The organism is Ruegeria atlantica, assembly GCF_013033965.1.
GTDB classification, from domain to species: Bacteria; Pseudomonadota; Alphaproteobacteria; order Rhodobacterales; family Rhodobacteraceae; genus Ruegeria; species Ruegeria atlantica_D.
This window is the reverse complement of the sequence record NZ_WQFE01000005.1, coordinates 140,867-155,867: the sequence shown is the minus strand read 5'-3', so window position 1 is coordinate 155,867 and position 15,001 is coordinate 140,867. Positions and strand designations below refer to the sequence as shown.

The 15,001-nt window shown below is 58.0% G+C and carries 18 protein-coding genes; 7 read left to right on the top strand and 11 right to left on the bottom strand.

The genetic code is table 11. The features are described 5' to 3' along the window. Nucleotides 1-16 precede the first annotated feature (16 nt). The 4 genes from soxR (at nt 17) to GOW16_RS11870 (ending at nt 4,882) form a co-directional block, all read left to right on the top strand. Entirely contained in the window at nt 17-472 is a 456-nt protein-coding gene (soxR, locus tag GOW16_RS11885; protein ID WP_170415134.1) for a redox-sensitive transcriptional activator SoxR, read from the top strand. A 135-nt stretch (nt 473-607) separates the two neighbouring features. Next, complete coding sequence (locus tag GOW16_RS11880; RefSeq protein WP_170415131.1) at nt 608-2,254, top strand: electron transfer flavoprotein-ubiquinone oxidoreductase; 1,647 nt, start codon at nt 608-610, stop codon at nt 2,252-2,254. A 104-nt stretch (nt 2,255-2,358) separates the two neighbouring features. Beyond that, nucleotides 2,359-4,071: a tetratricopeptide repeat protein gene (locus GOW16_RS11875; protein ID WP_170415128.1), complete on the top strand. Its 1,713-nt coding sequence runs from the start codon at nt 2,359-2,361 to the stop codon at nt 4,069-4,071. Beyond that, complete coding sequence (locus GOW16_RS11870) at nt 4,061-4,882, top strand: 4-(cytidine 5'-diphospho)-2-C-methyl-D-erythritol kinase (protein WP_170415125.1); 822 nt, start codon at nt 4,061-4,063, stop codon at nt 4,880-4,882. The genes GOW16_RS11875 and GOW16_RS11870 overlap by 11 nt, the downstream gene beginning before the upstream one ends. Here the strand turns inward: GOW16_RS11870 and GOW16_RS11865 are convergent. Next, the gene (locus tag GOW16_RS11865) at nt 4,875-5,873 is read right to left on the bottom strand and encodes a polyprenyl synthetase family protein (RefSeq protein WP_170415122.1); all 999 of its coding nucleotides are present in this window, start codon (nt 5,871-5,873) and stop codon (nt 4,875-4,877) included. The two genes, GOW16_RS11870 and GOW16_RS11865, sit on opposite strands and share 8 nt — an antisense overlap. Nucleotides 5,874-5,929: 56 nt before the next feature. On the opposite strand from GOW16_RS11865, the gene GOW16_RS11860 reads away from it, so the two are divergent. From GOW16_RS11860 to GOW16_RS11850, 3 genes are all read left to right on the top strand, one after another. Then, on the top strand, nt 5,930-6,145 hold the full coding sequence (locus GOW16_RS11860) for a putative signal transducing protein (protein WP_037316655.1): 216 nt from the start codon (nt 5,930-5,932) through the stop codon (nt 6,143-6,145). Continuing rightward, nucleotides 6,142-6,915, top strand: coding sequence for a tRNA1(Val) (adenine(37)-N6)-methyltransferase (locus GOW16_RS11855; RefSeq protein ID WP_170415119.1), 774 nt, complete (start codon nt 6,142-6,144; stop codon nt 6,913-6,915). Before GOW16_RS11860 ends, GOW16_RS11855 begins: the two co-directional genes overlap by 4 nt. Before the next feature lie 121 nt (nt 6,916-7,036). After that, the gene (locus GOW16_RS11850) at nt 7,037-7,201 is read left to right on the top strand and encodes a YdcH family protein (protein ID WP_170350663.1); all 165 of its coding nucleotides are present in this window, start codon (nt 7,037-7,039) and stop codon (nt 7,199-7,201) included. On the opposite strand, the gene yddG is transcribed toward GOW16_RS11850, so the two are convergent. The 10 genes from yddG to GOW16_RS11800 form a co-directional block, all read right to left on the bottom strand. Next, nucleotides 7,198-8,064: an aromatic amino acid exporter YddG gene (yddG, locus tag GOW16_RS11845; RefSeq protein WP_170415115.1), complete on the bottom strand. Its 867-nt coding sequence runs from the start codon at nt 8,062-8,064 to the stop codon at nt 7,198-7,200. The genes GOW16_RS11850 and yddG overlap by 4 nt on opposite strands. Next, the gene (locus tag GOW16_RS11840) at nt 8,061-9,008 is read right to left on the bottom strand and encodes a transcriptional regulator GcvA (protein ID WP_170415112.1); all 948 of its coding nucleotides are present in this window, start codon (nt 9,006-9,008) and stop codon (nt 8,061-8,063) included. The genes yddG and GOW16_RS11840 overlap by 4 nt, the downstream gene beginning before the upstream one ends. A gap of 302 nt (nt 9,009-9,310) precedes the next feature. Further along, the gene (phbB, locus tag GOW16_RS11835; RefSeq protein ID WP_155149791.1) at nt 9,311-10,033 is read right to left on the bottom strand and encodes an acetoacetyl-CoA reductase; all 723 of its coding nucleotides are present in this window, start codon (nt 10,031-10,033) and stop codon (nt 9,311-9,313) included. Between the two features lie 187 nt (nt 10,034-10,220). Continuing rightward, nucleotides 10,221-11,396, bottom strand: coding sequence for an acetyl-CoA C-acetyltransferase (locus GOW16_RS11830; RefSeq protein WP_170415109.1), 1,176 nt, complete (start codon nt 11,394-11,396; stop codon nt 10,221-10,223). Between the two features lie 184 nt (nt 11,397-11,580). After that, the gene (locus GOW16_RS11825; protein ID WP_170415106.1) at nt 11,581-12,414 is read right to left on the bottom strand and encodes an EAL domain-containing protein; all 834 of its coding nucleotides are present in this window, start codon (nt 12,412-12,414) and stop codon (nt 11,581-11,583) included. A gap of 102 nt (nt 12,415-12,516) precedes the next feature. Next, nucleotides 12,517-12,705, bottom strand: a complete 189-nt coding sequence (locus GOW16_RS11820; protein ID WP_170415103.1) for a hypothetical protein — start codon at nt 12,703-12,705, stop codon at nt 12,517-12,519. 91 nt (nt 12,706-12,796) lie between these two features. Continuing rightward, on the bottom strand, nt 12,797-13,768 hold the full coding sequence (locus GOW16_RS11815; RefSeq protein WP_170415101.1) for a sterol desaturase family protein: 972 nt from the start codon (nt 13,766-13,768) through the stop codon (nt 12,797-12,799). Next, nucleotides 13,765-14,151 (bottom strand): hypothetical protein, encoded by a 387-nt coding sequence (locus GOW16_RS11810; protein ID WP_170415098.1) that lies wholly within the window; start codon nt 14,149-14,151, stop codon nt 13,765-13,767. Before GOW16_RS11810 ends, GOW16_RS11815 begins: the two co-directional genes overlap by 4 nt. 60 nt (nt 14,152-14,211) lie before the next feature. Beyond that, nucleotides 14,212-14,541, bottom strand: a complete 330-nt coding sequence (locus GOW16_RS11805; RefSeq protein ID WP_170415095.1) for a hypothetical protein — start codon at nt 14,539-14,541, stop codon at nt 14,212-14,214. 86 nt (nt 14,542-14,627) lie between these two features. Beyond that, nucleotides 14,628-14,996 carry a hypothetical protein gene (locus GOW16_RS11800; protein ID WP_170415092.1) on the bottom strand — a complete coding sequence of 123 codons (369 nt, stop codon included), beginning with the start codon at nt 14,994-14,996 and terminating at the stop codon, nt 14,628-14,630. Nucleotides 14,997-15,001 lie beyond the last annotated feature (5 nt).

Here is a 15,001-nt window from a genome sequence, read left to right as displayed (position 1 = left end):
TTTTTTGGAGAGTGACATGGCGGTTTCGGAAGGGTTGGCAATCGGCGCATTGGCCCGGCGCACAGGATTGGCTGTTTCGGCCATTAGGTATTACGAGGCGCAGGGGCTGATCTCGCCCTGGCGCAATGCGGGCGGGCAGCGGCGGTATCAGCGTGCAGACATCCGGCGTCTGAGTTTTGTGATGATCGCCCAGCAATTCGGTCTGACCCTGCCCGAGATTCGAGAGGTCCTGTCCGGTCTGCCCGGAAACCGCACGCCAACACCGCAGGATTGGCAGGACATCAGCAAAGGGCTGAGGGCACATCTGGATCAGCGAATCGATACCCTTACGCGTTTGCGCGACAATCTGGACGGTTGCATCGGGTGCGGGTGCCTTAGCCTGCCGAAGTGCGCTCTCTACAACCCGGATGACCGTGCAAAATCCAATGGTAGCGGTCCCAGATACCTGATGGGGGACTCTCCCGAGGCATAACTGCCGCATTGCAGCAAAGTTACGCCGTGTTTTAATTGACCAAGGTGTTTACGACCATGTAATCAGCCGTGAAACAATATTGCGCAGACCACGCAGTGAAAGCGCCAATTCGGAAAGTTAGCTAAGGAGCCCGCGATGGCCGAGATTGAACGCGAAGCGATGGAATACGATGTGGTAATCGTGGGTGCAGGCCCCGCGGGCCTGTCGGCGGCCATCCGTCTGAAACAGCTGGATGCCGACCTGAATGTCGTGGTTCTGGAAAAGGGCTCGGAAGTGGGCGCGCATATTCTGTCGGGCGCTGTTCTGGACCCCTGCGGGCTGGACGCTCTGATCCCGGATTGGAAGGAAAAGGGCGCACCGCTGAACGTGCCGGTGCATGAAGATAACTTCTACATGCTGGGTGAGGCGGGCAAGATCCGCATTCCCAACTTCCCGATGCCGCCGCTGATGAACAACCACGGCAATTACATCGTGTCGATGGGCAATGTCTGCCGCTGGATGGCCGAGCAAGCCGAAGAGCTGGGTGTGGAAATCTTCCCCGGCATGGCGTGTTCCGAGCTGGTTTATGGCGACAATGGCGAAGTCAAAGGCGTCGTCGCCGGTGTCTTCGGACTGGAGCCTGATGGGTCCTATGGTCCGGGCACCGAGCCGGGCATGGAGCTGCACGGTAAGTACGTGTTCCTGTCGGAAGGTGTCCGTGGCTCGCTGTCCAAGGAAGTCATCGCCAAATACGACCTGTCTGCGGGTAAAGAGCCGCAGAAATACGGCGTTGGCATGAAAGAGATCTGGGAGATCGACCCGGCCAAGCACAAGGAAGGCTCGGTCACGCACACCATGGGGTGGCCGCTTGGCAGCAACGCAGGTGGCGGGTCGTTCATCTATCACCTTGAAAACAATCAGGTCTATGTTGGTTTCGTGGTTCACCTGAATTACAAGAACCCGCACCTGTACCCCTACATGGAATTCCAGCGCTTCAAGCATCACCCGGTGGTTGCCGATCTTTTGAAAGGCGGCAAGCGCGTGGCCTATGGCGCACGTGCAATCACCGAAGGCGGCTGGCAGTCGATGCCGAAACTGGTGGCTCCGGGTGTGGCGCTGCTGGGTTGTTCGGCGGGCATGGTCAACGTTCCGCGCATCAAGGGCAACCACAATGCAATGTTGTCGGGCAAGGCTGCGGCCGAAGCGGCATTCGACGCGATCAAGGCCGAACGTTCGGGCGACGAACTGACCGCTTATGAGACCGACGTGCGCGAAGGCGCAATCGGTGCGGACTTGAAGAAAGTGCGTAACGTCAAACCGCTGTGGTCGAAATACGGCCTGACCGCCAGCCTGATGCTGGGTGGTATGGACATGTGGACCAACACGCTGGGCTTTTCGCTGCTGGGCACGCTGGGTCACGGCAAGAACGATGCCGAGGCGACTGAAGAGGCCAGCAAGCACAAGCCTATCGATTATCCGAAGCCTGATGGCACGCTGTCCTTTGATCGCCTGACCAACGTGTCCTTCGCAGCCACTAACCACGAAGAGGCCCAGCCCTGCCACCTGAAGCTGGCCGACCCGGAAATCCCGGTAAAGGTCAACCTGCCCAAGTTCGATGAACCGGCGCAGCGCTATTGCCCGGCGGGCGTGTACGAGATGGTCGAGGATGAAGATGGCCCGCGATTCGTCATCAACTTCCAGAACTGCGTCCACTGCAAAACCTGCGACATCAAGGATCCCAGCCAGAACATCACCTGGACCACGCCGCAGGGCGGGGATGGACCGAACTATCCCAACATGTAAGCGAAAACATGGGCAATGGCAGGGTCGTGAAGGCTCTGCCATTGCCTCTTCCTGACCAAAGCCCTAGCTTGTTGCGCAGTCAACGATAGCAAGGCAGGATTTTGGTGGCTTCCCTCGTTCGTCGCACGGCATTGGCTGTGCTGTTAACTTCGACATTTGCATTCCCGGCGCTGTCGGACTCTGGCTCTGGGTCGTATCTGGCCGGACGTCAGGCGATTTATCAAAGCGACTATACCTCTGCCGAGAAATATTATGCGCAGGCCCTGCGCGCTGACCCTGAAAACGGCAAACTTCTGGAAAACGTTGTCGTAGCACGCCTTGCATTGGGCGAGGTTGAGCGCGCGCTTCCAATCGCCCAGTCCATCGAGGCGCTCGACCTTCCAAGCCAGGCGGCAAAGATGGTCATCATGGCAAATCTGATCGCTGACAAAAAACTGGATGAGCTGCTCGCGCGCGATCCTGAAACCCAAGGTGTCGGACCCCTGGTGGATGGTCTGGTTCTGGGCTGGGTCTATGTGGCACAGGGTGCCATGACCAAAGCGATGGAGCAGTTCGAAAAAGTTGGCACCCAGGAAGGGCTTCGGGAATTCGCCCGATACCACGAAGCATTAGCGCTGGCTTCGATCGGTGATTTCGAACGTGCCGAAGAGATCTTTGCGGAAAACAACGGGGCGGTTTCGCGGTTCTCACGTCGTGCAGCATTGGCCCGGACTGAAGTTCTGTCGCAACTGGACCGCAACGAAGACGCTGTTCAGTACCTGGGTGAAGTGTTTGCGGCAGGAAGCGACCCGTCCATCGAAGGGTACGTGGCGCGCCTTACGGCTGGCGAAACGCTTCCTTTTACTCATGTGCAATCCGCCCAGGATGGTATGGCAGAAGTCTTCTTCTCCGTAGGTGCCGCGCTCAGCGCTGAGGCGTCGCAGGATTACGTGCTTCTTTACGCCCGGATTGCGGCGTTTCTGCGTCCGGACCACGTGGATGCAATCCTTCTGAGTGCTGAATTACTGGACGCACTGGAACAATACGATCTGGCCGTCGAAGCCTATCGCATGGTCCCTTCAACCAGCAGCGATTACCACGCCGCCGAATTGGGCCGGGCCGAAGTTCTGGGTCGGTCGGGGAAAACAGATGCAGCTGCCGAAGTTCTCCAAAATCTAGCGGCACAAAGCCCCGGTTTGCCCAGTGTTCACGTGGCCTTGGCAGATCTGCAAAGGCGGCAGGAAAACTATGCTGACGCGGTTGGGACCTATGACACAGCAATCGAATTGACCGAGCAGGGTGTCAGCGGCAACTGGTTTCTGTATTACGCGCGCGGTATCTCGCATGAGCGCCTCAAGAACTGGGAACTGGCCGAGGCCGACTTCCGTCGTGCGCTGGAACTGAACCCAGATCAGCCGCAGGTTCTGAACTATTTGGGCTACTCGCTGGTCGAACGGCAGGAAAAGCTGGACGAAGCGCTGGACATGATCGAGCGCGCTGTCGCGGCGCGTCCCGACAGCGGCTATATTGTCGACAGTCTTGGGTGGGTTTTGTTCCGTCTTGGTCGCTATGATGAAGCCGTGGCGCATATGGAGCGCGCGGTTGAGCTGATGCCCGTCGACCCTGTAGTGAATGATCATCTGGGTGACGTCTATTGGGCCGTCGGCCGGGCGCGCGAGGCTGAATTTCAGTGGAAACGCGCCCTGTCCTTTATCGATCCAGAAGATACGGACGGAGAGGCCGATCCGGAACGCATCCGCCGCAAGATCGAAGTCGGCCTGGATGCGGTTTTGGTAGAAGAGGGTGCCGATCCCCTTAAGGTGGCCAATGAAGGTTGAGGCCTTCGCGCCCGCCAAGATCAACCTGACTCTGCATGTGACCGGATGCCGCGCGGATGGCTATCATCTTCTCGATTCGCTGGTGGTTTTTGCAGATGTCGGCGATACGCTGGAATTCACGCCGGGACCCGAGCTGTCGATGTCCGTCACGGGTGAACACGCTGAGGGGGTGCCAGCGGATGATCGAAATCTGGTCTGGAAAGCGGCTGCCGCCGCTGGATGGACTGGCCATATCAACCTGAACAAAGTGCTGCCGCATGGCGGGGGGATTGGTGGCGGGTCGTCTGATGCGGCGGCAACGCTGCGCATGGTTGCGGATCAGGATCTGGCGATACCTGACGAAACCGCCCTGACACTTGGCGCAGATGTGCCGGTTTGCGTGGCGGCCTCGGCCACTCGGATGCGAGGTGTCGGCGAACGGTTACAGCCGGTTATTTTACCGCCAATGCCGGCCCTTTTGGTCAATCCCGGTGTTGAAGTCCCGACTGGCTCCGTGTTTTCTGCCCTGCAGAGCCGAGACAACCTGCCAATGCCCGGTGACATTCCGGTCTTTGAAACACCTGAGACATGTGCAGACTGGCTGCAGCGTCAGCGCAATGACCTGGAACTACCGACAAAAAGCCTCGCACCCGAGGTTGCCCGGGTCCTGGATGATCTGTCGGGTACGAAAGATGCTCTGTTGTCGCGGATGTCGGGCTCAGGTTCGACCTGTTTCGCCCTTTATCCAACGATGAAGGCCGCTCATTTTGCCGCCTATGAGATCGGCGCGGCGCATCCCGATTGGTGGTGCCGCGCAACCCAGCTTAATTGAGGCGCGAGACCACGTAGTCGGCCAAATCACGCAGCAGGGTGCGAATCTCGTGATCGGGTAGGGCGTCCAATGCGGTCTTGGCTTTGGTGGCCCACCCAAACGCGTCAGAACGCGTGGCGTCCAGCGTGCCGTACTTGCTCATCAGGCTCAGCGCATGGTCCAGATCGCCGTCTTCCTGACGGCCGCGACCAATTGTTCGCTCCCAAAATGCGTGCTCTTCCTCTGTGGCCTGCGCGATGGCCTTGATGACGGGAAGGGTGAGTTTACGCTCGCGGAAGTCGTCCCCGACATTCTTGCCGGTGGCCTTGCTGTCACCCTGATAATCCAACAGGTCATCGGCAATCTGGAACGCGATACCAAGCGCATCGCCGTATTCGTACAGCGCCTTGACCTGATCCTCGGCCGCGTCGGCGATCACACCGCCCACCTCTGTTGCAGCCGAAAACAGAGCGGCGGTCTTACCGCGCACGACCTGCAGGTAAATGGCCTCGGTGGTGCCCAGATCGGTGGCTGCTGTCATCTGCAGCACTTCGCCCTCGGCGATCGTGGCCGAGGCATTGGCCAGAATATCCAGCACCCGTAGCGACCCGGTTTCAACCATCAGCTGGAAGCTGCGGGAAAACAGGTAATCGCCCACCAGAACGCTGGATTTGTTGTCCCACAAAAGGTTCGCCGTGGGTCGACCACGCCGCTGTGCGCTTTCGTCAACGACATCGTCATGTAGCAGGGTCGCTGTGTGAATGAACTCGACCGTCGCGGCCAGACGCACGTGGTGATCCCCTGCGTAATCAAACAACCGGGCGGCCGCCAGCGTCAACATAGGGCGCAGGCGCTTGCCACCAGCTTCGACAAGATGTGCCGTCACTTCCGGGATACGGGGTGCGTGTTCCGATGCCATGCGCGTGCGGATCAACTGGTTCACGGCATTCATTTCGCTGTCCAGAATCTCGGCCAGTCGCTCATGCGGTTTCGAGATCGTGTCGATGTTCATCACTCTCCTGATACAAGGCTCGACTTCCGCCTTGCCTTGCCCTTACATCAATCCCCATGAAAGAACTACTGCGCAGCACCGATCCAACGATTCTGGCTTTTGCTTCCGCCCTTCTTGAGGGCGAGGATATAGACTGCTTTCAGATGGACGTAAATATGAGCATCCTCGAAGGCGGCATAGGAATCTTCCCACGCCGCCTGATGGTACGAGCCGATGACCTGACCCGCGCAGAACGGGTCATGCGTGACAATGAAATTCCGTTGGGCAGATGAGCCTGTTTTCCGATAGCGAACTGACCCGAAATGACTTTTTGGGCGGGCGAGTGCGCCTGTTACAGCCGCGTTCGGGATATCGCGCTGGTGTGGATCCGGTTCTGTTGGCGGCGGTGGTCCCGGCGACACGTGGTCACACCGTGCTGGAACTGGGATGCGGTGCGGGTGCGGCGATCCTGTGTCTGATGGCACGCGTATCAGGATTGCAGGCTGTTGGGGTTGAGTTGCAGGCTAGCTATGCCGGTCTGGCGCGTCGAAATGCTGCCGAAAACAATGCACCGCTAGAGATGGTCGAGGCCGATCTCAACGACTTGCCGGCCGCGCTTAAGCAGCGGCAATTTGACCATGTGATCGCCAACCCGCCCTATTATCGCACCGGGGCTCATAGCCCGGCAGAGGACGCGGGGCGCAGTATCGCATTGGGCGAGCAAACGCCCCTGGAACGTTGGTTCGACTGTGCAGCCAAGCGTCTCGCGCCCCGGGGCTATTTGCACATGATTCAGAAAGCCAACCGCCTTCCGGATATGCTTGTTGCATGTGAGGGGCGGCTGGGATCGGTTGAAGTCCTGCCTCTGGCTGCCAGAACCGGTCGCAAGGCTGAATTGGTGATATTACGGGCCAGAAAGGGTGGTCGCGCTGATTTTCAGCTGCGTGCTCCGGTGATTTTGCATGACGGCAATCGGCACGAACGTGACGGTGAGAGCTATAACCAGCAGATCTCTGACGTGTTGCGCAAAGGGTCTTCGCTGCCTGGATTTTCTGGCCAATAGGCATTAACCAGCCGAATTTGTCGGATTTATTACAGATTCTGTGCGTCTGCGGCGTGACAGGCTGGAAACGATGTGGTCAACTTCTTACGTGAACCTGAGACACCAACGAAGGAGTATCGCCATGAGCGTGAGCGCACATCTGACCGAACTGAAGAAAAAGCACGAAACTCTCGGTCTTGAAGTCGAACAAGCCCAACGCTCGCCAGGCATCGATGATCTCCATATCGCTCAACTCAAAAAACAAAAACTGAAGCTAAAGGAAGAGATCGAGCGCCTGTCAGCCTAGCGTTTAACACTCGCCCGTGCGGCAATGCCCGCGCCGCCAGTTATTAACAGGGCCGCGATCGCCAAACCCCAGGACAGGGCGGCGATCCCGGCCACAACCAAAGCAAGTGTCGACAATAAGGGGGCTGCGTAAGATGCGGTGCCCAAAACCTGAATGTCACCTTGTTTGACCCCAATATCCCAGACATAGAACGCCAATCCCACAGGCCCAAGACCCAGGGCGATGACGGACGCCCAGCCAAAAGTGGTGGCTGGCCAAACGGTTTCTTCCACGGCGAGGTGCAGTGCGCCGGACGCAATGGCCGTGGCAATGCAGAAAACGGCAACGGAACTGGTTGGGGTATCGCCCAATCGACGGGACAAGACCGAGTAGCCGGACCATGTCAGCGCGCATAATAAAGCCAGCGCATAGCCGGGCAGGTGGTCGCTCTGAAACCCCATGCTGCCGCCCCCGGCGATGATCACGGCGGCCCCAGCGAAGCCCAGGCATGCGCCGATCAAATGCCCGATACGCAGATGCTCACCCGGTAGAAGCCCGGAAAACAAAACGATGAGCAATGGCCAGAGATAGGCGATCAGCCCGGCTTCGGCCGCAGGGGCTATGCGTAGTGCCGAGAAATACAGCGCGTGATAGCCAAAAAGTCCAATTGTACCAAATAGATAAGTGGTCCATGGAATGTTGCGCAGTTGCCCGAGTTGGCCGTTGCGCCAAGTCCAGATCAGGCCCAGAGTTCCCCCGATTGAAAAGCAAATGGTATTCAGCAACAGCGGCGGTGTAGGCGAAGACCCGACTGTGAACAGGGCCAGCAAGGACCACAACAGAACTGCAATAAACCCGATTGCCGTCGCGCGCGTTCTTTTCATTGGGCGGGGGCCTCTTCTATCGGGATGATGTCGAACTCATCCGAGATATGTGCGGTTTTTTCGATCTCAGCAATGAACCAGTCACGAAAGGCCGCGATCTGGGGTCTGCTTTCCGCACCAGGCAGGCACAGGAACCGAAAGCGGCCCCGCGTTTCGATAGCTGTCTTGAACGGCGCGACAAGCCGGCCTTCGGTCAAATCCTTGATGATCATTGCGCGGCGACCCAGGGCCACGCCGACGCCTGCGACCGCGGCATCAATCGCGTGGTCCGCATTTGAAAAATGCGCGCCATGTGAAGGCACGAAATCCACGCCCACAACCCGGAACCATGTTGGCCAATCGCTGGGCGGCTGCAGAAACGCAATCGAGTCGTCAAAGATCAGAGGCGCATCCCGCAGGCTGTCGGGTGTGGGGAATTGCCCGGCCAGTTCCGGAGTCATTACCGGTGTTAACCACTCTTTGCGCACCGGAAGCGAATACAACCCCTCATCTCCGCCATAGCCGAACCGAATGGCGACATCTACGTCATCGCGTTCAAGATCCATGATCCGCAATGTTGCCGAGAATTTCAGGTCAATCTCGGGATGGGCGCGGGCAAATTCATACAGGCGTGGTGCCAACCATTTGGCTGTCAGCGCCGGTCCCGCGGTGACCGTCAAACTAGTGTCGTTACCCTGCCGCCGGGCGGCTTGCCAGGCCGTCTGCAGAGCAGCGAACCCCTCGGCCGCACCCGGGGCCAGGGCGCGCCCGGCTTCAGTCAGTTCCACAGCGCGATTCAGGCGGTGAAACAAGGGGCGGCCCAGATGCGCCTCCAGCGATTTGATCTGAAAAGACAAGGCCGCCGGCGTGACGTGCAGCTCTGCTGCGGCTTTGGCAAATGACATGTGGCGCGCGGCAGCGTCGAATGCGCGCAAGGCGGTAAGGGGGGGAAGGTTATCGCTCATACGTACACAAGAAATTCTTAACCGAAATCCAAAGAAAGCTCGTTTGTCACCTAGATTGATAAGGTGCATATTGAACACAAGTCAAACAAAGCTGAACTGAAAGGATGACGGTCATGATCGAAATGACGACCAACCCCGCAGCTGCCCGCGCCTTTCAGCGGGCGCACGCCGAACGCGGCAAGATGATCAAACACATCATTAACTGGCTATTCGGTTCCCGCTGAGCGCAGCGCGCGCGTTCTTACGGGATAAAAAAGGGCCGGTCCGCAAGGACCGGCCCGTTGTCTTTTTTGCGCCTTGGATCAGACGAAGAACTGTGCGCCGTTGGCCGAGATTGTCGAGCCGTTGATGAACTGAGAATCGTCTGAGGCCAGAAATGCCACACAGCGGGCGATTTCTTCGGGCTCACCCAGACGGCCTGCCGGGATCTGACCGATGATGGATTCGCGGACTTTTTCCGGAACCGCCATCACCATCTCGGTCGCGATGTAGCCGGGGCAGATCGCGTTTGCGGTGATGCCTGCGCGCGCGCCTTCCTGTGCCAGCGATTTCACGATGCCCAAGTCGCCCGCTTTGGTTGCGGCATAGTTCACTTGCGCGAACTGGCCTTTTTGACCGTTGATCGAGCTGATGACGATGACGCGGCCGAACTTACGCTCGCGCATACCATTCCAGACGGGGTGTACGGTATTGAACACGCCGGTCAAGTTGGTGTCGATTACCTGATGCCACTGCTCGGGCGTCATCTTGTGGAACGGAGCGTCGCGGGTGATACCTGCGTTGGCGACAACGATGTCGATAGGGCCAACCTCGGCCTCAACTTTTTCGATGCCCGCTTTGGATTCGTCGTAATCGGCGACGTTCCACTTGTAAGTGGCGATGCCTGTCTCTTCGGTGAACTTCGCTGCGGCTTCGTCATTCCCCGCATAGGTGGCCGCAACGTTATACCCTTCGGCCTTAAGCGCCTTGGAAATTGCTGCGCCGATGCCGCGGGAGCCGCCGGTAACGAGTGCTGTACGTGCCATTTAGGAATCCTCCAATTTAAGTCGTCTTGGTAATGCTGTTACTTTGAGAGGTGATCGTGCGCAATATTGTTTCGTCATGAATTTCAAAATTCCGGGTGGCAATATCGTCGCATCTAAGGGGTAAGACCCCAATGTAACAAAAAAGGGCGCCCAGCGGACGCCCTTTTCTATTTGGTTATCAACGCAATTAATCGCGCTCCACGCACAGGGCAACGCCCATGCCGCCACCGATGCAGAGGGTCGCGAGACCTTTCTTCGCATCGCGGCGCTTCATTTCGAACAGAAGCGTGTTCAGAACGCGGCAGCCGGACGCACCGATCGGGTGACCGATGGCAATGGCGCCACCGTTAACGTTCACGATCGCCGGATCCCAGCCCATGTCCTTGTTCACGGCGCAGGCCTGCGCGGCAAAGGCTTCGTTGGCTTCAACCAGATCCAGGTCGTCTACCGACCAGCCTGCTTTCTCCAGCGCTTTGCGCGAGGCGTAGATCGGGCCAACACCCATGATCGACGGGTCCAGACCGGCAGTAGCGTAGGAAGCGATGCGCGCCAGAGGTTCAATCCCGCGCTTTTCGGCATTCTCGGCCGACATCAGAAGGGTTGCCGCTGCGCCGTCGTTCAGACCGGAGGCGTTGGCGGCGGTTACGGAGCCGTCCTTGGTGAAAGCGGGGCGCAGTTTGCCCATGGCTTCCATTGTCGCGCCGTGGCGGATGTATTCGTCGCTGTCCATCACGATGTCGCCCTTGCGGGTTTTGATGGTGAATGGCGTGATTTCGTCGGCGAACTTACCAGCCTTCTGCGCGGCCTCAGCCTTGTTCTGCGAGGCGACAGCAAATTCGTCCTGCATGTCACGGCTGATCTGCCACTTTTCGGCGACGTTCTCAGCGGTCTGACCCATGTGATAGCCGTTGAACGCATCCCACAGACCGTCGCGGATCATCGTGTCGATGTACTTCATGTCGCCCATCTTTTGACCAGCCCGCAGAGCGGCGGCATGGGGCGACAGTGTCATGTTTTCCTGACCACCGGCGGCAACGATCTCGGCGTCACCCAATTGGATGTGCTGTGCACCCAGCGCCACTGCCCGCAGACCCGAGCCGCAAACCTGGTTGATGCCCCAGGCTGCGCTTTCCTGCGGTAGGCCGGCGTTGATATGCGCCTGACGGGCGGGGTTCTGACCCTGAGCGGCCGTCAGCACCTGTCCCAGAATGGTTTCGCTGACTTCGCCCTTTTCCACGCCCGCACGTTCTACTACGGCCTCCAGCACGGCCGCCCCAAGATCATGCGCGGGGGTGTTTGCAAACGAGCCACCAAAGCTGCCCACTCCGGTACGCGCGGCAGATGCGATTACTACGTTGGTCATTTAGACAATCCTTTACCGTCAAGGTCCTGCGGGATATTCGACGGCGCGGATCGCACAGAGAGAACCCTGTGGTAGTCAAGAGCGCCTCATGTTCCCCGCTCCAACTCCTCATGGCATAGCGCAACGCTGCAGTTGCAGCAACGGTCAGCTTGCCTCAGGCGTGTTGTGGACAGGGCAATTCACGCTAACTGGCTGTACGGGCGCGCTTTTCCATCTTCCATGGGGCGGAAACGGTCGGGGCACCGAACAGGAACCCCTGCAGGCAATCCACACCGTTGGCGATAAGGAATTCGGCGTCCTTTTGCGTTTCGACTGATTCGGCGGTCACCAGAATCTCGAATTCCCGTGCCACTGCGATCAAGGCCCGCACCAGCGCCTGATTGTCCCGATTTTCGCTGATGCCATGGATGAACTGGCCGTCAATCTTGGCGGCATCAAAGAAAAACTCGCGGAAATTGCGAAAGCTGAAATTGCTGGCTCCAAAATCATCAAGCGCAAAGGCGACGCCGCGCGGCTGCAACCTGTCCATGAAATCAATCACGAGCTCAGGCACTGTCATTGCTGAGCTTTCCGAGATTTCCAAAATCAGCCGTTCACCGATACTGGTGTCCTTTTTTAGGAACCGCTCCAGCACTCGTGACCATCGTGCATAGCCGATCGAACGGGCGGACATATTGATAGAGAGGCGAATTTCGGGGTTTTTGGTCAATGTCCGCAGACCCATTTCCAGCGCGACACAGTCCAATTCCCGCCCGATTGGGGTGTTTTCCAATTGTGGCATGAATTCGCGCGCGGGGATGACCCGCCCGGTTTCGTCCAGAACCCTGATGAACCCTTCGTAAAAGGCGACGCCGCCAGGCTCATTCGCTTGCATCACGGGTTGAAAAGCCAGCTTGCACTGTTTGTGTTTCACCGCCTCAGTGGCCATTTCAATTGTGGAGGCATCGCGGGATTTCACGGCCGCGTTCAGGGGGCTGTCCCCGCCTTCGGGCAAATCTGCCAGTTCCTTTTTCCGCATGTGCAACCCGTTTCCCTTTGCGTCGCCGGTCTGGTGACGATTTCAGGGGAAAGGTATGAATCCGCGGTTAAGAAGAACGCGATTGATCGAGATCAGGCTGGGTCAGCGCGTCGTTTCCCAGATGCGTCCCAGTGCGGCAAAGCCGCCGACCACCGCACCCATGAAGCCCAAAAGCATCATGCCAAAGCCCAACGCGACGAATTCAACCGCACCACCAGCAAGGGCGGTTAGCATTGCCAAAATTACACCGGAAAGACCCATTACGGTGGACAGGGTTGTCAGTCTGCTCATGGTGGCCTCCGGTTACTCGCACTGCGCACATCGGTTGGATATGGGACGCGAGGACCGGATTTCAAGAATCAGGTCGAATGGGTCGGCGGGTTCAGGCCTGTTTTGCCTGCGTATTGGGCTGTTTGGCGTCGAACTGCTCGAATCCAGGCGTTCCGCGATCTTCCGGGTGACGGGCCAGATGCTTGGCTTTGATCTGCTCGGAATTGTCCCGGCTGCCATCATGACTGTAGCCCGGGGGCGCAAAGCAATAGGCCAGACGCTGACGCAGTGTCAGTCCCGGTTGCGTCGCGTCGCGCCAAATTCCAACCCATTCGTGAAAGGCCACGCGCAGCGGGTTGAACGTACCGATATTGTGCACCAGCCCATAATCGACGCGGTCGTCTTCCTGTTCCGGCACAAAGGTCCCAAAAAGCTTGTCCCAGATGATGAACACACCGGCATAGTTGCAATCCAGATAGCGCGCATTGCGACCGTGATGCGCGCGGTGGTGGCTGGGGGTGTTCATGACGGCCTCGAACCAGCGGGGCATTTTGCCAATAGCTTCGGTGTGGATCCAGAACTGATAGATCAGGTTCAGCCCACCCACGAACAGCACCATTGCGGGATGGAAACCCAGCAGGATCAGCGGCGCACGCACCACCATCATGAAGGTAAACGTATAGGTCCAGGTCTGACGCAGCGCGGTGGTCAGGTTGTAGTGTTGCGAGCTGTGATGGTTCACGTGGCTGGCCCAGACCCAGCGGATGCGGTGACCAAAACGGTGCACCCAGTAATAGCGGAAATCATCCAGCACAAAACACAGGATAATAACGGGGATGGACGTACCCAAGTTCAGCGGCGTGATCTGCCACAGCCACATGAAGAACGCATAGGCAATGAACCCCAAAAGAAAGCCGGACGCGATATTGCCTGCCCCCATGATCAGCGATGTGACGGCGTCGCGCGTTTCATAGCGCCCGCCGCGCCCTTTGACGGCGATCCATAGGAACTCGGCCAGAATTGCGGCTATGAAAAAGGGGACAGCCCACTGCACGGCGTCCGGGAAAGTCACGTGGTCGGTCATGCGGGCTCCATCAGGTGCTGCCAGTGGTGGCGTTCTGTTTCGTCAAGGTGGAGGATGGCCCTGGGTGTTCCGAAGTCGTGGAACTGAACCTCGAACCCTTGCGGGTGATCCAGCAGATCAAAGTCCAGCAAATGCCGGGCCACGGTGTCTGCGCCGAATGACCACAGCAGGCCATTGCCTGCCTCGGTTCGGATCAAGGCTGAGTGCCCGTCATGTGCAACAGTGACATCTACGATCGCATCATCCGGCGCATGGCGCAGCCACTCTGACCGCGCCAACTCGGGCGATAGCACGCGCAAACGGGATTTACCTGTCAGGTGCAGCAACAGGGTTATCCCGGCGATGCCTCCGACCACCAGAACCAGTAGAATTTCAAGCGGCATTCCGTCCTCCCGCCCGGCAGAGTGCAAAGCGACAGGCGGGCTGTCAAAGGTGGCGTGGCGTCAGCTATGTTCCAGACTGTCCAGAATTTCATACTGAACGACCCTTTGCACAAAAGGCACCAACCCTTCGGGGCCGGACGCGCGATCCTTGAGGTGGATGCAGATATCCGGCCGACGCGCCGCAATGATGCCCACCATCTCGCCGCGTATCCTGTCATCAAGACCCGCCCCCATGATCGCACAAGTGATGCGCGGTTCTTCGTCCAGCTGCCGTTTGACTTCTTCCTGATCATGCGCGCCAAGCCATTGGATCGGAAGGTGATCAAGTTGCCGCGCAACATCTCCGATCACATTTGGCAAGCGTCCAATCAGTAACACCACTGGTCTCATCGTCGCCTCCATTCCAAGCGTACAGATTGTCCTGCCCAAAGTAGGGCAGGAATAGTGTATCACGAGATAGAGTGTATGGGGGGAAGCTAGTTTGAAACCTTGTAAACGGTTGTTTTGCCCTTGCCCTTTTCCCGGGTCATACGCGCCGAGTTTCCGTCAATTTCCCAAACCTGGCAGTCGGTTCCAAGCGCCTTGCCGTCCAGCACGCCGTTGCGGCACCAGAATTTCTTGTTCCAAACCCAACTGCCGCTGAATTTCTTGCCGCTTGTCAACTTAGCTGAAACCGTGCCGTCGGCGTTGGCAATAAATACGTTTCCTTGCTCATCGGTCAGTTTTTTGCCGACCAACTGAGTGTTGAACTGATCTGCATTTTTGATGCGCTTATAATCTGCCTGAGCGACTCCCGCAGCTGTAATAGAAACAGCAATGATAGAAAACAAAATTAGATGATTCATAACTA